The 19,995-nt window shown below is 40.6% G+C and carries 16 protein-coding genes; 8 read left to right on the top strand and 8 right to left on the bottom strand.

Annotated features, from left to right (window positions below):
* Positions 1–144 precede the first annotated feature (144 nt).
* From QQK02_RS00345 to QQK02_RS00330, 4 genes are all read right to left on the bottom strand, one after another.
* Entirely contained in the window at positions 145–1,182 is a 1,038-nt protein-coding gene (locus tag QQK02_RS00345) for a DUF2955 domain-containing protein (RefSeq protein ID WP_284205933.1), read from the bottom strand.
* Entirely contained in the window at positions 1,172–2,269 is a 1,098-nt protein-coding gene (locus QQK02_RS00340; protein WP_284205932.1) for an HlyD family secretion protein, read from the bottom strand. Before QQK02_RS00340 ends, QQK02_RS00345 begins: the two co-directional genes overlap by 11 nt.
* The gene (locus tag QQK02_RS00335; protein ID WP_284205931.1) at positions 2,269–3,333 is read right to left on the bottom strand and encodes an AI-2E family transporter; all 1,065 of its coding nucleotides are present in this window, start codon (positions 3,331–3,333) and stop codon (positions 2,269–2,271) included. Before QQK02_RS00335 ends, QQK02_RS00340 begins: the two co-directional genes overlap by 1 nt.
* Positions 3,334–3,509: 176 nt before the next feature.
* Entirely contained in the window at positions 3,510–4,331 is an 822-nt protein-coding gene (locus QQK02_RS00330; RefSeq protein ID WP_284205930.1) for a choice-of-anchor H family protein, read from the bottom strand.
* A 206-nt stretch (positions 4,332–4,537) separates the two neighbouring features.
* Here QQK02_RS00330 and QQK02_RS00325 point away from each other — a divergent pair, with 206 nt between their 5' ends.
* The 4 genes from QQK02_RS00325 to QQK02_RS00310 all read left to right on the top strand — a co-directional run bounded on the left by QQK02_RS00325 (position 4,538) and on the right by QQK02_RS00310 (position 8,234).
* Positions 4,538–4,795 carry a PepSY domain-containing protein gene (locus QQK02_RS00325; protein WP_284205929.1) on the top strand — a complete coding sequence of 86 codons (258 nt, stop codon included), beginning with the start codon at positions 4,538–4,540 and terminating at the stop codon, positions 4,793–4,795.
* 12 nt (positions 4,796–4,807) lie between these two features.
* Complete coding sequence (locus QQK02_RS00320; RefSeq protein WP_284205928.1) at positions 4,808–5,485, top strand: response regulator transcription factor; 678 nt, start codon at positions 4,808–4,810, stop codon at positions 5,483–5,485.
* Positions 5,475–6,815: an ATP-binding protein gene (locus tag QQK02_RS00315; RefSeq protein WP_284205927.1), complete on the top strand. Its 1,341-nt coding sequence runs from the start codon at positions 5,475–5,477 to the stop codon at positions 6,813–6,815. Before QQK02_RS00320 ends, QQK02_RS00315 begins: the two co-directional genes overlap by 11 nt.
* 75 nt (positions 6,816–6,890) lie before the next feature.
* Positions 6,891–8,234, top strand: a complete 1,344-nt coding sequence (locus QQK02_RS00310; RefSeq protein WP_284205926.1) for a DUF3300 domain-containing protein — start codon at positions 6,891–6,893, stop codon at positions 8,232–8,234.
* A gap of 340 nt (positions 8,235–8,574) precedes the next feature.
* On the opposite strand, the gene QQK02_RS00305 is transcribed toward QQK02_RS00310, so the two are convergent.
* Entirely contained in the window at positions 8,575–10,641 is a 2,067-nt protein-coding gene (locus QQK02_RS00305; protein ID WP_284205925.1) for a TonB-dependent receptor, read from the bottom strand.
* Between the two features lie 420 nt (positions 10,642–11,061).
* Positions 11,062–12,084 carry a helix-turn-helix transcriptional regulator gene (locus tag QQK02_RS00300; protein WP_284205924.1) on the bottom strand — a complete coding sequence of 341 codons (1,023 nt, stop codon included), beginning with the start codon at positions 12,082–12,084 and terminating at the stop codon, positions 11,062–11,064.
* Between the two features lie 83 nt (positions 12,085–12,167).
* On the opposite strand from QQK02_RS00300, the gene QQK02_RS00295 reads away from it, so the two are divergent.
* Together QQK02_RS00295 and QQK02_RS00290 are read left to right on the top strand one after the other, a co-directional pair.
* Entirely contained in the window at positions 12,168–12,998 is an 831-nt protein-coding gene (locus QQK02_RS00295) for an SDR family NAD(P)-dependent oxidoreductase (RefSeq protein WP_284205923.1), read from the top strand.
* A complete protein-coding gene (locus QQK02_RS00290) occupies positions 12,995–14,752 on the top strand; it encodes a carboxypeptidase regulatory-like domain-containing protein (protein ID WP_284205922.1) in 1,758 nt (585 codons plus the stop codon). The genes QQK02_RS00295 and QQK02_RS00290 overlap by 4 nt, the downstream gene beginning before the upstream one ends.
* A 627-nt stretch (positions 14,753–15,379) precedes the next feature.
* Here the strand turns inward: QQK02_RS00290 and glmS are convergent.
* Both glmS and QQK02_RS00280 read right to left on the bottom strand, forming a co-directional pair.
* On the bottom strand, positions 15,380–17,212 hold the full coding sequence (gene glmS, locus QQK02_RS00285; protein WP_284205921.1) for a glutamine--fructose-6-phosphate transaminase (isomerizing): 1,833 nt from the start codon (positions 17,210–17,212) through the stop codon (positions 15,380–15,382).
* A gap of 13 nt (positions 17,213–17,225) precedes the next feature.
* Complete coding sequence (locus QQK02_RS00280) at positions 17,226–18,002, bottom strand: DeoR/GlpR family DNA-binding transcription regulator (RefSeq protein WP_284205920.1); 777 nt, start codon at positions 18,000–18,002, stop codon at positions 17,226–17,228.
* A gap of 212 nt (positions 18,003–18,214) precedes the next feature.
* Here QQK02_RS00280 and QQK02_RS00275 point away from each other — a divergent pair, with 212 nt between their 5' ends.
* Together QQK02_RS00275 and QQK02_RS00270 are read left to right on the top strand one after the other, a co-directional pair.
* Complete coding sequence (locus QQK02_RS00275) at positions 18,215–18,733, top strand: type II secretion system protein (RefSeq protein ID WP_284205919.1); 519 nt, start codon at positions 18,215–18,217, stop codon at positions 18,731–18,733.
* Positions 18,734–18,828: 95 nt separating this feature from the next.
* The gene (locus tag QQK02_RS00270; RefSeq protein WP_284205918.1) at positions 18,829–19,989 is read left to right on the top strand and encodes a murein transglycosylase domain-containing protein; all 1,161 of its coding nucleotides are present in this window, start codon (positions 18,829–18,831) and stop codon (positions 19,987–19,989) included.
* The last annotated feature ends 6 nt before the right edge of the window (positions 19,990–19,995 follow it).

The following is a 19,995-nucleotide window of genomic DNA, read 5'->3' as shown; positions in this document are numbered from 1 at the left end:
TGCTATTCCTATTCATTAATTGATTAGTTAAAAGGTTTATCCATAAACAGCGTAATTGATAAAACGAAAGTACGCTAACATCTAGATCAATTTTTATTAAACAACCTGCGAGCTAACCACCGAAAACCGTATAACACTGCTCTTTTAACGTAAATATTTTTCTTTCAATGTTTTCGCATCGTACTTCATAAACACAGCAATAACAGTAGACATGGCCAACACATATAAACAAGCCAATCCAATTTGAATGAGTCGAGCATAAAAGGTTGATGAGGCACCACCGTCACCCATGGTTGAACCACCAATAATGACAATCACGGTAGTCATTGCTAACGTGAATAGCGGCGCTATTTTGCGTGATGAGAAGATCACCAATGAAAAGGCGGCTGCCAATAATGCATACAATATGACGATAAAGGAATAGTCTGGCACGGCAACCAACACAGCAAACATTAAGAGTGATATACACCCCCCTAAAATATTACCTACCAGCAATGCTACGCTACCTTTAGCGCCTAAAATGGTTGCCGGCTTTTGCGCTAAAATCATGATAAACGTTAAAATTAACAACCCACCTGTCATATCTAATAAAAAGAAAAAAACAAAAGCAGGCATTGCGATTAAGGTCGTTAATAAAGCCAATAGTTGAGCTTCGCTTTTGTCACAAACAATAGTTTCTTTTTGTTTTTCAGTACTTACGGGTAATGGAAATAACTTAAATGTTAATAACGTAACGATGATCGCATTTAAACATGAGTAAGCAAAACCTAACGTAAATTGCGTTACAGCTTCGGCATGTACTTGCGCTAGCATAGGAACAACGGCTAAACAGACAAATAGCAAAGTCACGACAATTTCATTACCGCCTCTATTACTCCAATACGCCAGCCAATAAATAGCGAGACCAGAGAATATAAAGAAGGCAATTGGATAGGGCAGCAATATCTTGCTGACCTGAATACCAATAGCAAATGAAACAAGCACTAAACCTAAGACCATTACCAATGCAGATGCGGGTAAGGTAGCTTTTTCACCACATAAAAATTTACACACCAAAAAAGGCATGAAATAGGCAAGGGGCCAATTAAATGCAAAAGCTATCGCTACCGATAAGGCAATACCAAAAATAAGACGATATTGACGTATTGTCTGGTAGCTAGCATTTTGCAAACTAATAAACATAAGAGAGGTAACTCGTTATCCAACTCCAAAACTTGCCTAGCAAATTCAAAATAAAATGCTCACCTGTATAGGTAATCACATCGGCCTGACCACCTTCTCGCAAGTAATTTTGCACGCCAGCTAGATCAGTAAAACGAATCACTACGTTAAAACGTTGTGGATCTCGCATCCATCCTTTTGGTTTTTGTGGCACAGGTAAGGCACCTGGCGTGTTTTTATCGAAACTGACACCGTAACCAATGCTGATGACTTCACCACTGAAGGTTTTACCCGGTCGAGCATCTAATAAAATATCAACCTTATTGCCTGCGACAATATTACCGATATTGTTTTCTTTATAGGCTGCTTCAATCCACGCAAATTCATTGCTAATAAACGTTAAGATAGTGGCGCCTTTCTTAGCGTAATAGCCTTCATCAATTTTTACATAGGTGACAAAACCATTACCCGGTGCTCGAACAATAGTTCTTTCAATATCTAATGTAGCCTGTGCAACTTTTGCCAATGCACTTTGAATTTTAGCATTTTTGCTACCATCTTCACCCATCACCTGTTGTGCTTGGATGTAAGACTGCTCAGCATTTAGTACTTCTTGCTTAGCTTTTTCAACCATGCCTTTGTTGCGATCAATTTCAGCTAGCGTGACAATACCTTCATCTTTTAAGGCAAAGATTCGATTTGCATTGGCTTGTTTTGTCATCAAGTCGGCTTTAGCTTTTTCTAATCTCGCTTTAGCGGCGCCAACAGCTGCCGTATTAGCACCTAATTCTTGCCCTGCCAATTCAAGCTGACTATTGGCTTGTTCTAAGGCTAATTGATAGTCTGAACTATCAAGTTCAAATAAAATATCGCCTTGTTTTACTCGCATATCACCAGCGACATGCATTTTGGTAATAGTCCCCGCCACCTCTGGTACAATCGGAACTACGAAGCCCCTAACCCTAGCTTGATCGGTTATCGGTGTGTGCCTGTCTGCTACAATTGCCCAAACAAAATAAACTAAGGCTATCGTTAGTAATATCTTGGTAAGTTTAATCGCTGAGGCGTTATTGCTTTGTTCTACTTGCTCTTCTGTTTTTGTCGACATTACACTTCCTTTTCTTGCTCAACATTGAGCCAATCAAGCATTAATTCATAACTCAATGCTAAAACAACCGCACCGACAAATAAGCCGATAATACCGTACATCAGCATTCCACCGATAGCGCCAAGTAAAATGACAGGCATTGGAATATCCATGCCTCGACCTAAGAAAATAGGCTTTAATATAGCGTCACTAAAGCTAACAACAATTGCAAAAACGAGGAAAATAACCGCTGGTACAGTATCGGCTACTGAAAAATAGTAAGCGGCAACAGGGCCTAATACTAAAAGTGGTGGTAGCTGTGCAATTGCGCAGATCATAACAACAAGCGTTAAAATACCTGCCGCTGGAATGCCTGCGATGATCATACCTAACCCGGCTAACAACGCTTGAATAAGCGCTACTCCTAAAACACCGGTAGCCACACTACGAATCGTTAACACTATAGTACTTTTGGTGCGCTCACCATTTTCAGCCATTACACGGTGAATCAGCGTACTACTCGCTTTACTTAGCGTAGCTGCTTTGCTCATAAAAACGGCTGCAATAATCAATGACACAACTAACATTAATAGCGTACCTAATGTGCCAGCGGCTGCGCCAATAACACTTTTCAACGTTTGGCCAATTTCTTCTTTATATTCTTGAATAAAAACTTCAGTGTGTTGCTGTAACTCAAGCCACAAGGCATAAAGTTTGTCACCGATTAACGGCCACTCTTTTATACTTTCATTTGGCTGCGGAATAGATAATCCACCTTGTTGAGCTTTTTGATAAAATTCATAGACTGAATCAAAAGTAGAGTTACCAAAAACAACCACAGGCACGACAAGAATACTAATGATGAACAGTGATATAAGACTGGCACTTAGGCCACTTTTAGGAACGAATTTGATAAGTTTTTTCTGCAAAGGATAAAGGGCAACAGCTAAAATACCAGCCCAAATAAGCATTAAAACAAAGGGGCTAATAATACTAAAGCTCCACCACATTAATACACCAACAATCGCTAGCTTTAGAACAATATCAATGGTTAACCGAGTAACGTGATTATCTGATTCAGACATAGCCTTTCCTTAGTTTTTTGTTATTAATCCACTATAGGGTTGTCGAAGGGCTGACACAATATATTTTTCTAATTACGTAATATTTTTATTAATCAACAATATATGAGAAGCTGCTTTTCTCTATTAAAATGAAAAAGCGGTCATCAAAAATAACCGCTTTATAGGTAGGCATCGCTTTAAATTAGATGTGACAACCTTTTACAAACTAGGCTGGTCGCTAATAAAGCAATAAAAAAGATGCCCATTGAACCACCATGTCCATGGCTATGACTGTCGTAATACTCTTCATAATAGTCATATTCAACACTCTCTAACGGTAGCGCGTATAGATCGTTGTCTTCATCGGAACTTAGTGTTGCAACGATATCAGGATAACCAATCTCATATAGGTCGATAAGCACGTCGTAATGATCTGTATGATATCCCTCAAGTAACGTTGTTACGACTTCATATTCATCGTCACTACTCTCTCCATAAATTAGGAAGGAATCTGTCGTAAAATAATGTCTCCATGGGCCACCATTCACACTCAGGTAAAGCTCTGCATATACTTCACTCACTTCACTAAAATCGCTAATCACGTCGGCATCAAAAACCACTGAAAAAGTACGATAAAAGCCATCATAATCAATATCTTCTTCTAAATACGATGTTGCGTCATAAAGGTTAAAGCTGTGGTAATAACCCAAATGTTTCTCTCGTGAGCTCGACTTGTTCATTTTCATCACAGCCTTTTGCGACTTCATTTGTTCACGCGTTTTTCCTACTAAAGGTAACTCCGCCTGCTCTTTAGCTTGCGTCAAAAGCGTTGTTTTACGCTCAGGTGTTAATTCATTTTTCAAACCTCCCGCGGAGATAGCTTGAATAGGAGCATCTACTGTTGCTTGCTCCGCAAGTGCAAAGGGTGTCATAACAACACAAGCAAGCAACGAAAAATGCGTAATGCCTGATACGATAGCTTTAGTAAATTTAGTGAGTAATTGGATAGACTTGCTCATAGTGGTATTCCTTTTTCCGTTTCAATGACTTCATTTAAAACCAACCAAAATGAACGCAAGCTGAACACGTGTGATTTTTTTGTGATTACCTTGTTCAGGTTCGGTTCAGGTATAACGACATAAACTAGCGAGCAATAATCGTTTATTTACAAGATCCAATAATTTAAACTGAGAGACATTACCTATTTAGGAGCTTTGTTTTCACAATGAAATACTTGTTGCCACTTTTTCTACTTTGTCATTTGCTTATTAGTGCTCAAAGCTATAGTGCTAATGCGCCTGCTGTGAAAAGTGCCAACCAGGCTGCTCAAATTGTTAAACAACGATACGGCGGCAAGGTATTAAAGGTGAAATCAAACAAATCTAAAGGTAGCAAGGTCTATAAAGTTAAATTGATCAAAGGAAACGGGCAGGTGGTTAACGTGTCGGTTTATGCTGATACGGGTCGAGTAAAAGAGCACTAGGGAAAATAACTTATGCGCTTATTACTGATAGAAGATGACCAACAATTACAGGCTAACTTAGTCGAACAACTGACTAAAGAAAAATACTCTATTGATGTCGCTAGTGATGGCGAAGATGGGCTATTTCAAGCGGTAGAGTGTGCTTACGACGCTGCAATCATTGATGTAGGCCTGCCTAAAAAAGATGGTATTAGCGTTATAAAAGCAATTCGCGAACAAAAAATTGGCTTTCCTATTATCGTATTAACCGCCAGAGATCACTGGCAAGACAAAGTAAATGGTTTAGAAGCTGGCGCCGATGACTACCTGACTAAACCTTTTCACCCAGAAGAGCTCGCTGCAAGGCTAAATGCATTAATACGTAGGGCAGCAGGTAAAGCAAGTCCTGTGATAGAAAATGGCCCTTTACGTTTAAATACGGCGACCCAACAAGTTTATATGGAAAGCAATCTTATAAGCTTGAGTGGCTCAGAATACAAATTACTTGAGTATTTGATGCATCATATTGACGAAGTTATGTCTAAAACTAAGTTAACAGAGCACATCTATGATCAAGACTTTGATTTAGATTCAAATGTGATAGAAGTATTCATCAGACGACTTAGAAAAAAACTCGATCCAAACAATAGTTTCCAGCTAATAGAAACACTTCGCGGGCAAGGTTATCGATTAAGAAGCTATGAAACTTAATTCAATCCGTTTTCGCTTAGTTGCCAGTGCGATCTTAATTATTGGCGTTACGTTACCCATCATAGGGGTTGCATTAAACCAAGCATTTGAAAGCAAACTAAAGAATGCGCTACAACAAGAACTTAGTGCTTATGTTTATAGTATTTTAGCTGTAGCAGATGTTGAAGATAAGCAACTTGTCATGCCTGAACAGCTGCTTGAAAATCAATTCAATGTCAGTCAGTCAGGGTTATATGCTTTAATATCAACAAACCAAGGCCAGAAACAACCGGTGTTATGGCAAAGTTCATCGATGCTCACGTTAACAATACCTAAAACCTTTCAATACCCCCGATTAGGGGATTTTGCCTTTTATCAACTCGACATAAATAACCAGCCACATGCTGTGTATAGCTTTAGTGTCAGCTTTGTTGATGCCTCATCACAATTCCCTTTTACTCTACATATTATTAAAGACTTATCTACATTTACTGCCGTTACTAACGATTTTAGAAAAGAGCTATGGTTATGGCTATTAGCCCTTATGGTATTTTTCATGGTGGTGCAAATTGCATGGCTATTGTGGTCATTAAAACCATTAAAAATCTTGAAAAAAGAGCTAAATAGTATTGAAACAGGCAGAGCGATGACCATTGAAAAAAATTACCCGCAAGAGTTAGATCAAGTCACCAAGCAGCTCAATACATTATTAAAAACCGAACAGTCACAGCGCCAGCGCTTTAGAAATGCACTTTCAGATTTAGCACATAGCTTAAAAGGGCCACTTGCCGTTATTCAAAGCCAAAATAACTTAACGCCAAGTACTCAAGAACAATTACGTACGTTAAATCAGATGATAGAGCATCAATTAAAACGGGCACAATCGGCCGGCGAATCCTCATGGCACTTAGGTGTTGCGATAAAGCCCGTGGTGCAAAAACTGACAAAGACATTACGTAAACTCTACCGTGATGTTCATATTGAAACCTCACAGTCGATTACAGATAGTGATATTTTTAAAGGCGATGAAGTCGATTTCATGGAAATGTTGGGTAACTTACTCGATAACGCCTGCAAAGCCGCCAATAATAAAGTTTTACTGTCGATTGATATAAAAAATAATTCATTGATTTGCCAAGTAGAAGATGACGGCATCGGTATTTCAGACAACTTAAAAGAAGATATTCTCACCCGTGGCACACGTTCAGATACATACAGTCAAGGCCATGGCATTGGCTTAGCCATCGTCAAAGATCTCGTCGAAAGTTACCAGGGCCAATTGACCATTAGTCAATCACATCAACTCGGTGGCGCCAGCTTCACGCTAACTTTTCACAACTCACGTTTTTAACCTTTCAAACTGTTCAGCTTGCGTTCAGTTTTGTTCAATTAAGATGATTCTACCTTTTCAGATAAGGACAGAATCATGAAAACCTTCAATCATTATTTTATTGTCGGTACATTGCTCGTTGGCACGTTGTTTACAACATCGGTATATGCTGAAAGCTCAGAAAGTACCTCACCGGCTACGGAACTTAAAAAAGGGCAGGTAGCACAGGTTTTAGCACCTATAGCACTGTATCCAGATAGTTTGCTAACGCATGTGTTAATTGCCTCAACTTACCCAATTGAAGTCATTGAAGCGCATCGTTGGGCAGAAAAGAACCCAAAAGTAAAAGGTAAGGAAATTGCTGAAGCAGTGGAAGCTTTTGATTGGGACCCTAGTATTATTGCATTGATTTCATTTCCTACTGTACTTGAAAAAATGAGTACCGAGCTTAGTTGGACTCAACAACTAGGTGATGCGTTTTTGCAAGATGAAGAGCAAGTACTTGCCACAATCCAAGAACTAAGATCAAAAGCTGAAGAAGCCGGCAACTTAGACAAAATGGAAAATGTGAAAGTCGTTAAAGAGCAGAAAACGATTATTATTGAGCCTGCTGAAAAAGAAGTTATATACGTACCTTATTACGATACCCGAGTTGTATACGGTGGCTGGCACTGGGCTCATTATCCACCAGTATATTGGCACTACCCGCACTATGGTCATCGCGTCGTAGTGCACAGCACCCCTTTCTATTGGCATACTGGCGTTCATATTGGTTTTAACTTCTTTTTTAGTAGCTTTCATTGGCACAGCCATCACATTGTTGTATCGCACCATCACAAGCATTATGGACCGCCGCACCATGGCCATAAAAAACACGTATCTCATGGTGGATATAGTAATGGCAAGCGCTGGCACCACAACCCGAGCCATCGTAGAGGTGTCGCCTACCATAATGCGAAAGTGAGCACTAAGTATAAGAGCCATCGCCCAAGCAAGTACTACACAAAAACACAGCGGATGCATGAAAAGCAGAAAGTAACGCATCACAAATCAACAAAAGTTACGACAACGCGTCACCAAAAGTTACAAGGTAAAGTGGCTAAAACCCATCGTGTTACGACAACAAAAACCACGACTCATAGAAAAAGTAAAAACCAAACTAAAACAAACAAAAACCGCTACAGCGCCCATAAAAATAAACAACAGCGAGCAACAAAACATGTAACGCAAGATAAACAAACACGTTACGCGAAAGAGCAAAGCGATAAATCGCTTAATCGAGCATATAAACAAGACAAGTACGCTTCAAAACCCAAAGCGTCAAAAGCGCCTCGCAGCACAGCAAAGCCAAGTAGCCTCAAAACGGCAAAGACAAGGCACAAACCATCTAGAAACGTTAACAAAAGCGCTCAAGGGAGGGGCGGTCGTCACCATCATTAAACAAACCATCAAAAAAAGCGGTTCTGGTGGCGGCCGTTTTTTCAATAACATTTTAAACAATTGCCTGAGCGTTATTTTAGTGAATGTTGGTAATGATCTATTTATGAATATTCAAGACTTTGTAACGTCGTTAAACTCACTAATAAAAAGGGCTCAGATAGGAGCCCTTTCAAATGATATGTCATATTCCTAATAAATAGTTATGAGATCTATAAAAACCAGCTAAATAGTAGAAAAACAACAGAACGCTAAATACTGACGGCGGCTCGTTAAAGAGCACGTTAGCATGATATGCGTCAAACTGGCTTATCACTTCAAAGCCTCAACATATCCCCATTACTTAAAATTCATACTTCACTGAAGCTTTGATATTTCGGGGGAGACCAGGAAAATATCGTTCACCAGTAAATGAAGAATAGTTTGCTCGCTCAGCATATTTTTTATCAAATAAATTATCTATGTTGATAAAAAGACTTAAATTCGGTGAGGCCTCAATTTTTGAACGAAGATGAAACACAGTATGCCCTTCATAAGTTGAGGTATTTTCTGGGTTCAAGTAGTAATCGTCAATATATTGGGCGTTTATTGACAGCTCCAAACCCTCTGTTTGATAAATTGCAGCGGCATTTCCTATCAAGTTTGGCGCATTAGATATGTCATTACCGACAATATTTTCAACGCTTAAATTCGGGTTGTTAGCGTAAATGTGCCTAGCGTATGCCAGGTTAGCATCTACTCTGACATTATTTGTGATCAGCGAAGACAGACTCAGCTCCAAACCTTTATGCTCGGTTTCACCGTCACTCACATAAAAGTAGTCATTGTCTCGTAATATGACATTACTTTTCTCGTACCAATACGCTTGAATTGAATAGGTCATTTGATCATGTGTTTGTGACCAGCTTGCATCTATGCCTACCATTTCTTCCGGCGCTAAATCTGATACCTGTTGCTCACGTTGTAAACGGTATAATTCGGTTGTTTGAGGCGCCCTAAAACCGTGGCTAACATTAATAAAGCCTGCTGAATTTTGCTCTTGATACACCAAACCAATTTTTGGTGATGCGATAGTAAAATTATCATCGCTATTTTCCGGGCGTGAAAAACGACAGCCACCAAAACCACATTCATTGCCGTCTTCATCAACACGACCAGCATTCATCTTATTGGTGTAGTCATAATCAATGCGCTCAAGCCTAACTCCTCCAGTAACAGAAAACTTATCGTTCAACGCATAATTAGCACCAACAAAACCAGCAACTGTTAACGCATCAACTTGATAATCATAATGTTTGCCTTCCGGTATTGTTGCCATTAAAAAAGCTGAACCTTCGGTTGGTTTATCTTGCTCTTCTAGCAATGAAATATTGGCAAATTCGATATCTAGTCCAACATCTACACTTAGATTAGATGAATAGATCCAGTGATATTGATTCTGAACACCGAAGCTATAATGCTGATTTTTTTCAACAGGCTTACCCGGCACAAAATGTTGCAAAAACTCCATGTCGGAATATCTAGCAAAAGGCGTGATCATTAGGCCATTGTTAAAGTCATAACGTTGAGAGATTCGAAACGCTTTTGCATCACGGTAAGCTTCAGGGTTAGGGTTCGACTTACTTAACTCTCTATCTTTATAGCTATTTTTGCCAACAATATAGCCTGCAGTTTCTTGATTAAGGTTGGTCGCGGTAATAGTCGATTGAATATCAACACCTTGATACTCAGTTAAGTTACTAAAGGATATTTTTTGTTGCTCAAAGCCTGATTCATCTCGATACCCGCCATCATGAGAAATAGATGCAGATAGCGCATTCAAATCGTTATTGGCTAAAAAACTCAACTGTTGATAACCCCATTGACCAACCGTGCCTTTGATAAAAGGTGAGCGAGATTGAGCGGCTGTGTTGATAATATTTATCCCGCCATGTAATCCACCGCTGCCATAAAAGACTGAACTTGGCCCTTTTATAACCTCTATGCGCTCTGCAAGTTCATAATGACTTTCAAACAGTTCATTGACATTACAGAAGCCCGTTGGCCTTAAAGGAACGCCGTTCTCCATTGTCAAAAAGCTTCCACAAGCGCCTGCCCCCGTTAATACCGGAGATCTGATTGCAAGCAGCATTTCTTGCCCTGAATTTCGATTAATAAAAACACCTGCTTGTTGATTTAATACCTGCTGAATATGGTCAACTTGTACTTGTTCGATCAACGTAGCGTCATAGATGTTTATTGAACGACTGATAGCGCCAAGTTCGGTGGCATATCGCGAATTGGTGACAACAATTTTTTCGATATCTTCAGCTTTATTTGATTCTTTAGAAAAAGCCAAATTACAAAATACTGATGCGTATATTAATGCGCTACTTACTAATAAAGAAAAGGTTTTTAAGTGCTTCGTCATAAATTGATTCTTTTTCTGTGTAAATCTAATATTACCTAAATTAAAGATAAAAATAAGTACTTTAGTGCAAGGGGTGCCGTATTTAGACGGCTTTAATTTTTGGTCTAGTAAAGGCGTAATAACTGAGGTTTTTCAATTTATATCTCGTTTAAATGCCCCTCAGTGGTTGTTCATTGATGGAAGTATTGTGGAAGCTCATTAACGTCAGAGACGGTGTTAGGGGTATGTAGACAGCACGAGAATACGGCGTTTCTAAGTCATGATTTATAAATTCCTTATCTTCTCTGCACCATCCCTCGGTGCTCTATTCATTGTAACCTTACATTGTTTTTAGTGTTGCATGCTCGATTAAGTCTAGCTAGGTCGACCGCGCAAACTCGGTAATATCTCGAAGTACGTTAATGTCTTTGCATCAAATTTTTAATCAATGCCATCTTTCAATAAACGTCGATATTGTTTAGGTGTTAATCCAGTATGTTTCTTGATAAACCGAGTAAACACCGCAGACTCCGAAAAATGCAGTCGTTCACTGACTGCCGCGATGCTCAATGGCGTGGTAGCCAAATAGTAGTTTGCAAGATCTAAGCGAACGCCGTCGAGAACTCGCTGAAAAGTTTGCCCTTCGCGTTGGAGCTGAAACTGCAGTGTTCGCCTACAGAGACTCAAGTACTCCGCCGTTGTTGCCAGCGTAGGCTTGGAATATGAAAACAATGACTTGACTGTCCGTTGGACTTGATAGACCAAAGGGAGGGGCTGTTCTCGTTGAGTGAACGCCTCTGCAAGACGTGTGGATGAAGAGTCAAATTGACGATACCAGTCGTCTTTCGACAGGAATACTCCATTTACATCCTGTTGATAGAAAACATTACCCCCGAATACCGACTTTGATAATCCGCTTGTTGAGGGCGAACTGTGCCGAAACAAGCAATAGGCCGGTTGCCACAATGCCCCTAGTAACGCTTTGAACTCATAAACGCATATAGCCAAACCAAGCTCTGTGACTTGCCGTTCGGAGAGGTGACGACGGCGATACGATGACGGAAACGCGGACGTGCTGATCTCATAGCAAATTCCAATAGGGTCTTCCCCCATGATGTGCACAGCAAGCGCAGGTGAGTGTATGGCTAATCGACTCATCATTTGCTCGACAATGTCACCAATACAATTGGCGGTGATATCGGGTGATGCTGTGTTGAGAATTTCAAAGCTTTGATACTTCGCGAGCTCAATTCCTAAATTGGCGTTGCTAAATTGATATGCGGCCTGCTCGATCACGTCGTTAAAAACAAGCCCATCGACAGTCTTATCATCGATGTAGAAATCAGCGTAGGTCAGTTTCAGCTCGGTCAATAGCTCAATTAATGAAGAGCCATAACTCTTGAGTACGTAATCGAGGCCGGCGGTGGCGGTAATCGGTAATTGAATGTGGCGTATAGAAATCATTGAGTTGCGTGAAAAATCAATTTTCGCTTAGTTTACGCCCGTAGTATGAATTATCAATAACAATAATTTGGGTAAAGTTAACAATGAATATTGTGTTTATTACCGGTGCTGCAGACGGCATTGGTCTCGAATGCGCACTCGCGTTTGCTCGAGAGGGGTACTCAATTGCAGCAACAGATATTAATGAGGCTGGCTTAGTTCGCGCTAAGACAATGATTTCCGCGCTCGGAGTCGACTGCCGCACATACCAGCTCGATGTATCAAATGAAGAGCAATTTATTCTGGTTGCTAATGAAGTTATCGCGCAAATGGGCTGCCCTAATGTGGTCATCAATAATGCCGGTATTGGGTTTCATGCGGGCTTCGAAGCGACCACACCTGAAATGTGGCGAAAAACCTATGATATCAACGTGTTTGGGGTAGTATCAGGCTGCCGAGCATTTTTACAGCCAATGAAAGATAGTGACCAATCCTGTGTATTGGTAAATGTATCATCACTATCAAGCAAGTCACCCATGCCTAATCTGACTGCTTATGTGTCATCAAAGTATGCGGTCGAGGGGTTTACCGAGTCACTGGCGATTGAACTTGCTGGCTCAAATGTGTCGACGCTATGCGTTCATCCGGCCGTGATCAATACTGCTATTGTCAAAAATACGGGGATGATTGGCTCAGATATCACTGCGGAACAATTGGAGCGATTGCAGAACTATTACGTAAATCATGGCGCACACCCGAGTGTCGTGGCGAATGATATCGTAAGAGCTGTAGTGCGCGGACAGCAGGTTCTCTACACTGGCCCAAATGGGAAAGTGACCAATTTAATCAGCCGTTTATTACCCAAAACAACCTATAGAAGATTACTTCGTAAATTGAGCGTGATCGTTGGCTACGGAAAGGAGGTTCAACAATGAGAAAAGTAGTGATGGGCCTCAGCCTTTCGATGGCGGCAACAGCAGTTACTGCAGGTACTATCAACGGGCAGGTTCTTTCGCCAGAGGGGCTGCCGGTCAGCGGAGCGATGATTAGTATCTCTTCTAGCGATAGTGAGATTCGCAAGACTGGATTCACCGATACTGACGGAAACTTTCAACTGGTGCACGAATTCGAAGGTAGCTTACCTATTCGCGTACGGACACCGTTTTATGCCGATTATTCCCAAACGATTACCCAGCAGGGTGATCACGTGATGGATATCAATTTTACCCTTGAGCGCGAAAAAAATGACCGTGAAAAAACAGAGAGTCTGCCTGCTTCCGCTCACGCCGCCATGCTTGATTGGACCGGTGTCGAAGACGCTCATGAAGCGTTTGTTAGCCAATGTAATTACTGTCATCAAATCGGTAATTCACTAACTCGTACCCGTCGTGATGCAGGAGCGTGGTTGCAAACTATCAATCGCATGGAGGGGTATATTTCGATGTTGACAGATGATGAAGCCCAGCGAATCGCTCAAGTGCTCGCTGAAGGCTTCGATGGTCAAATGATTGATTCGGTGAAAACCTATGAAGATCATGATCAGCTATCACAAACAGTGATCGAAGAATGGTTTGCAGGCGACGGCTTATCGTTTATTCATGATGCTGATGTTGCGAGTAATGGGAAGTTCTACGGTGCGGATGAAGGCCATGACATTATCTGGGAGCTGGATCCTATCACTGGCAAAATTGTTGAATATCCACTTCCTGATATCGACATGCCGGTGGGTGGCTACTTTTCGGGTTTAGAGCTACCGTTGGGTATTTTCACGGGCAAGCACGGCCCGCACAGTATGGTCGAGGACAAACGTACCAATAAGCTGTGGATTACCAATTCACTAAGCTCGTACCTAATTAGCTTCGATATTCACACGAAGCAATTTGAAATGTTTGATATTGGAGAAGATACCCGCTATCTCCATACTATTCGTATTGATGATGATGGGATCCTCTGGTTCACCGTGGCGGCCTCGAATCAGGTGGTACGTTTCGATCCAATTAGCAAAGAAAAGGAAATCATTGATCTTCCCTCTAATGGATGGAAGCGTTGGATGACTGATGCATTTCTTCCAACGGTGCTCGATCTGGCTGCAAACTTTAAAGATTGGGATATCTATCCGAATTGGTCGCACCATAAAACAATGCAGATTGGTCGTGAGGTGCTGACGATGCCCTATGGGCTCGATGTTCACCCAACGACAGGGCAAATTTGGTATTCGAAACTAGATGCCCACAAAATTGGCGTCATCGATCCAGATACATTAGATATCGAAGAATTTGACACCCCACTTAAGGGGCCGCGACGCCCGCGATTTGATACCTATGGAAACCTGTGGATTCCTTCGTTCGAAGAGGGCGCGCTAATGAAGTTTGATAGCGCTACCAAAAAGTTCTCGACCTATGACATTCCAACCTTGGCTGACAATCAGGTCGAAACACCGTACGCGTTGAATATCCATCCGAAGACTGGTGAAATTTGGCTCACGTCAAACGCTTCAGACCGAGTGTTTACCTTTGACCCTGTGACCGAAAGCTTTAGAGCTTTCCCAAGCCCTACTCGTGTGACTTTCCTGCGAGATATGGTCTTTACCAAAGAGGGTAAGGTTTGCTCCAGCTCGTCGAATTTACCAGCTTATGCCATAGAAGGTGGCAGACCATCGTTCATCTGTTTCTGGCAGCCGAATCGTTGAAGTGAACTCAAACGCCGCTATAGTGATAACCACTATAGCGGCGTTGTAAAGCTTTAACTTTCTATCGGCTAAATTAGGTCATCATTGATCCAGAACGCGAACCTCAGCCGTTTTACCGCCACTTTTCTTGCTTCGGTAGTAAAAGTCGAAATTCAGGACTGAAATTTTTACGTGACGTCTTCGCCATTATCTTCACCTAATACTGCTATGAATTAATCATAACATCCTCTACTTAGGTGGCCAAAATCACTCTACCACTGCAGCCTTAGCCTCGAATAGAAAAGCGTGCATTAAAAGGTCGCCTAGGTAAACCCAAGATGGTCTTTAGTTGTGCTACGCCATTTAATTCATGTTGATTAGAACGATTTGGTTCTGCCTCAACTGCGAATAGTGTTTTAATACAGGCAGGGCTAAGGTTAAGCGCCGCCACTATTACGTCAACTCCTATTTATTATATATTTCATATACATAGGTAAGGCATAAACATTTAAAGCCACTTACCATACGAGTGCTTGGCATGCGCAATGGGATCATAAAAAAAGCCCTAACATGTAAATGCTAGGGCTTTTCTGAGTGTTGTTTCCAACTTTATTTAGAATCTACAACTTAATAGATTAAATCAATTAGTTACTCAACAGTAACCGACTTAGCTAAGTTACGCGGTTGGTCAACGTCTGTGCCTTTAATTATAGCTACGTAATATGAAAGTAACTGTAATGGTAACGTGTAAACTATTGGCGCGATTAAATCGTCACAATGAGGCACGTTAATCACTTTCATTGTATCGTCGCTTTCGAACTTAGCGTCATTATCGGCAAATACATACATTAAACCACCACGCGCGCGCACTTCTTCAACGTTTGATTTTAACTTTTCAATCAAGTCATTCTTTGGCGCTACTACAATCACTGGCATTTCAGCATCAATCAATGCTAATGGACCATGTTTAAGTTCACCTGCAGCATATGCTTCTGCGTGAATGTATGAGATTTCTTTAAGTTTTAATGCTCCTTCCATAGCGATAGGGTATTGATCACCGCGCCCTAAGAATAGTGAATGGTGCTTATCAGCAAAATCTTCTGCTAAACCTTCGATAGAATCAGCTAAAGCTAACACTTCTTCAACTTTATTAGGTAAAGTCACTAGCGCACTCGCCATTTCTTTTTGCGCTTCTTCACTCATACCATGATGTTTTCCTAAAGCTAAGGTCATCATCATTAAGCCAACTAACTGTGTCGTAAACGCTTTAGTTGAAGCCACACCAATCTCTGCGCCAGCTTTAGTCATAAACGCCAAATCTGATTCACGTACTAAGCTCGAACCCGGCACATTACAAATCGTTAAACTTGAACGGTAACCTAACTCTTTAGCTAAGCGAAGTGCTGCTAACGTATCTGCTGTTTCACCAGATTGTGAGATAGTCACGATCATCGCATTTTTAGGCACGTGAGATTTACGGTATCTGAACTCACTGGCAATCTCTATATTACAAGACACACCGGCATGTGCTTCTAACCAGTAACGGGCAACCATACCTGAGTGGTAAGACGTGCCACAGGCAATAATTTGCACGTGCTCAATCTCTTTAAAGATTTCATCAGCACCAGGGCCAAATGTTTGGGTATCTAATAAACCTTGCTCAAAACGGCCTTCTAACGTATTACGAATGGCTGTTGGTTGCTCGTAAATCTCTTTAAGCATGTAATGACGATATTCACCTTTGTCACCGGCATCATGACTTACTTCAGACTCTTTTGCTTCACGTATTACAGGCTTGCCTGCTGAATCAAAAATGTTAACTTCAAAGCGTGTTACTTCGGCAACGTCACCTTCTTCTAAGAAACAAAATTTACGAGTAACCGGTAATAATGCCATCATGTCTGATGCGATAAAATTCTCACCAACACCAAAGCCTATGACTAATGGGCTACCAGAACGGGCAACAACAACACGATCTTTATCGTTTGTATCCATGATTGTTGTACCGTAAGCACCTTCAAGTTGCTTAACTGTCGCTTGCACAGCACTTAATAAGGTATCGTGATTTTTTAATTCATGATGAACAAGGTGAGCAATAACTTCAGTATCCGTTTCTGAAGTAAATACGTAGCCTAAGCCTTGAAGCTGCGTACGTAATTCTTCATGGTTTTCAATAATACCATTGTGTACAACAGCGATATTATCTGAAGAAATATGTGGATGAGCATTTGCTTCACTTGGCACGCCATGCGTTGCCCAACGCGTATGAGCGATACCTGTACCACCGGTAAGTGGTTGTTCAGATAATGCGTCAGCCAATTCTTGCACTTTACCTAAACGACGAGCACGTTTTAGTTGGCTTTCGCTATCAATAATTGCTACACCAGCACTATCATAACCTCGGTATTCTAGACGCTTTAAACCTTCGACTAAAATATCCGCTACATCACGCTGTGCTACTGCACCTACAATGCCACACATACACCTTTCCTTTTTATATTTGATTATTGAGTGGTGCAATAACAACATTTACACCTTGCTCGATTAGTTGTTTTTTTACTGAATCAGCTAAAAGATCATCAGTAATTAATGTATCTACCTGTTGCCACGTCAACTCTAAATTGGGGATTTTTCGACCGATTTTGTCGGATTCAACCACAACTATAACTTCTCTGGCAACTTCAGCCATTACTCGGCTTAAGCCTATTAACTCGTTAAAGGTTGTAGTACCCCTCAAAGCATCAATACCATCAGCACCAATAAATAATTGGTCAAAATCGTATGATCGCAAAACTTGCTCAGCAATTTGTCCCTGAAATGATTCAGAGGTAGGATCCCACGTTCCACCGGTCATCAAAATAGTCGGTTCATTTTCTAATTCATGTAAACGACCCGCGATTTTCATTGAGTTAGTCATCACGACTAAACCACGTTTATCAGCTAAATGCTCAATGATGGTTGATGTTGTTCGACCACTGTCTATTACCACGCGATAATGATCTTTAATGAGCGTTGCTGCTTTTTTTGCTATCGCTAACTTTTGAACCGAAACTTTTGACTCTTTAGCGTCAGTAATTTCTTGCGGTAATGGCACCGCACCACCATATCGGCGAAGCAGTAAACCACTTTTTTCTAGCGCGGCCAAATCTTTTCGAATAGTAACTTCTGAAATATCAAATCGTTTCGCTAGTGCTTCTACACTGACTTCACCCACCGAATTTACCTCAGTGATAATAATATGACGGCGTTGTTGCGTGTTACGTTTCGACATTTTATCTTTCGTTTAGTTTCAAATCGAAACTTATTATAGTGATAAAACAAATAAGGTCAACTTTTAGGCGATTTTAGTTTCACCCCAATCAACAGACCTATAACCACTTGTTTATCGATAATTTGTTGTCTACCATGACTTTACTATCAACAATAGTAATTTAACGACTACTAACACATTCAACTTCTTTTACCCTTAATGGATTGAGTATTATGCGAAACGGTTTTACTTTAATAGAGCTTGTTATTGTCATCGTTATTTTAGGTATTTTAGCCGCAACTGCAGCACCTAAATTTATTGACTTAACATCAGATGCTACTGCAGCTAAAGTTGAGAATATGGCTGGCAATTTATCGTCAGGCCTTAATCTAGTGTTAATGAAAAAAGAAATTCAAAATGCAACGACAACGGTTGAGTTAGATGGTGATGACATTGTATTGTTAGGTGGATATCCACAAGCAAGCGCACCTCAAGTTAGGCTTTGGATTGACACCAACTTCCCAGTTACAACCTGGACACCTGATTGGTATACGGTGCCGTGCACGGGCTCTGAATTTTGTGTACTTGGCAATCGGCCATCAGGCGAAACACCTACTTTTCCGGGCTTATCTACCGGTACAAAACTATTTATTTGGCCTGAAGGTTATGTGCTAGATGCATGCTTTGCCTATTATGGAAACCCCAACAATGGTGACGAGCCTGTAACAGGTGCAGTAACCTCAGGTTGTTAAGCTAATTGAAATATAGCGCTGCTCATACTAAGCCAATAAAGGTTATACTTTGTAATACCTTACTTCATAGCTATATTTGATAGATAAACGGTTTTATGAAATTCATTATTCTATTCTTTTTTTGTTGTCTATTAATCAGTTGTAAAACCACGCCAAACTTATCTTCAATTAAAAGTGCTCAAGAACTTGTTAAGCAAATAGAGGCCGATGATAAAAACGTAATAGCCATCGCTGATCAAGCAATTAAAACAGGCCAATTGGCACAACAAGACTTAGCCGATATTGAAGCACTGATAAAAGCACTAACTGAGCACATAGAAAAGGTATGGGGTAAAAAGAACACTGAGCTTCCAACTAACAAACGTTATGTAAAATACACCAATAACTATAAAGCTCGCGCAATTGTCGACTTTCCAAATGGTTTAGTAACCGTTGAAACCTTACTTGAAAATAATAAAAACGCTGCATTAGAAAACTTAAACCAAGCGATTGTTATTACGTTGCTTACACCAGAAGATCCGCGAAAAAATGATATATTTAGTAGTGATAGACCGACATTAAACGGTACTCCTTTTTTGTACGGACAAGTACTTGATCAAGACAATAAGCCTATTCAATACCAGTGGCGAGCAGGGCGCTTCGCAAAGCATTTAACCAAAACAAAGCTTGAAAATAGACAAATACATAACCGTCAACTATTGCGCGTACAGTTTTCATTGATAGATGCCCATCAGCACCTGCGCCAGCAAAAATATAGCCAATATGTACTAGCTTCATCACAAAAGTACCAAATCAAGCCTGAATTAATTTACGGTATTATTGAAACAGAAAGTAGCTTTAACCCTTATGCTGTTAGTCAGGCTAATGCTTACGGTTTAATGCAAGTCGTCCCTAGTACAGCCGGCGCAGACGTTTATCAAAAAGTGAAAAACAAACAAGGTCAACCCAGTAAACAGCAGTTATTTAACCCAGCGTTCAATATTGATGTGGGCACGGCGTATTTACACTTACTGCAAAACAATTATCTTAGTGGTGTTAACAATCGTGTTAGCCAACACTATGCAATAATTTCAGCTTATAACGGTGGTACAGGTAATGTATTAAAAAGTTTTCATCGCGATCGAAAAACGGCAGTAAAAGTGATTAATGAGCATCAGCCCAACAATGTATATTATGTATTGACGAAAAAGCACCCGCGAGCTGAATCTCGCAGGTATTTAGAAAAGGTAACGAGAGCCGAGAAGGGCTATCAATAACGTCAA

The organism is Thalassotalea eurytherma (assembly GCF_030161415.1).
Lineage (GTDB): Bacteria > Pseudomonadota > Gammaproteobacteria > Enterobacterales > Alteromonadaceae > Thalassotalea_G > Thalassotalea_G eurytherma.
This window is presented reverse-complemented; position numbering and strand designations above follow the sequence as displayed.

Coding starts and splice junctions, on each gene's coding strand:
- QQK02_RS00345 (WP_284205933.1), bottom strand. CDS start 1,182: ATGTTTATTAGTTTGCAAAATGCTAGCTACCAGACAATACGTCAATAT.
- QQK02_RS00340 (WP_284205932.1), bottom strand. CDS start 2,269: ATGTCGACAAAAACAGAAGAGCAAGTAGAACAAAGCAATAACGCCTCA.
- QQK02_RS00335 (WP_284205931.1), bottom strand. CDS start 3,333: ATGTCTGAATCAGATAATCACGTTACTCGGTTAACCATTGATATTGTT.
- QQK02_RS00330 (WP_284205930.1), bottom strand. CDS start 4,331: ATGAGCAAGTCTATCCAATTACTCACTAAATTTACTAAAGCTATCGTA.
- QQK02_RS00325 (WP_284205929.1), top strand. CDS start 4,538: ATGAAATACTTGTTGCCACTTTTTCTACTTTGTCATTTGCTTATTAGT.
- QQK02_RS00320 (WP_284205928.1), top strand. CDS start 4,808: ATGCGCTTATTACTGATAGAAGATGACCAACAATTACAGGCTAACTTA.
- QQK02_RS00315 (WP_284205927.1), top strand. CDS start 5,475: ATGAAACTTAATTCAATCCGTTTTCGCTTAGTTGCCAGTGCGATCTTA.
- QQK02_RS00310 (WP_284205926.1), top strand. CDS start 6,891: ATGAAAACCTTCAATCATTATTTTATTGTCGGTACATTGCTCGTTGGC.
- QQK02_RS00305 (WP_284205925.1), bottom strand. CDS start 10,641: ATGACGAAGCACTTAAAAACCTTTTCTTTATTAGTAAGTAGCGCATTA.
- QQK02_RS00300 (WP_284205924.1), bottom strand. CDS start 12,084: ATGATTTCTATACGCCACATTCAATTACCGATTACCGCCACCGCCGGC.
- QQK02_RS00295 (WP_284205923.1), top strand. CDS start 12,168: ATGAATATTGTGTTTATTACCGGTGCTGCAGACGGCATTGGTCTCGAA.
- QQK02_RS00290 (WP_284205922.1), top strand. CDS start 12,995: ATGAGAAAAGTAGTGATGGGCCTCAGCCTTTCGATGGCGGCAACAGCA.
- glmS (WP_284205921.1), bottom strand. CDS start 17,212: ATGTGTGGCATTGTAGGTGCAGTAGCACAGCGTGATGTAGCGGATATT.
- QQK02_RS00280 (WP_284205920.1), bottom strand. CDS start 18,002: ATGTCGAAACGTAACACGCAACAACGCCGTCATATTATTATCACTGAG.
- QQK02_RS00275 (WP_284205919.1), top strand. CDS start 18,215: ATGCGAAACGGTTTTACTTTAATAGAGCTTGTTATTGTCATCGTTATT.
- QQK02_RS00270 (WP_284205918.1), top strand. CDS start 18,829: ATGAAATTCATTATTCTATTCTTTTTTTGTTGTCTATTAATCAGTTGT.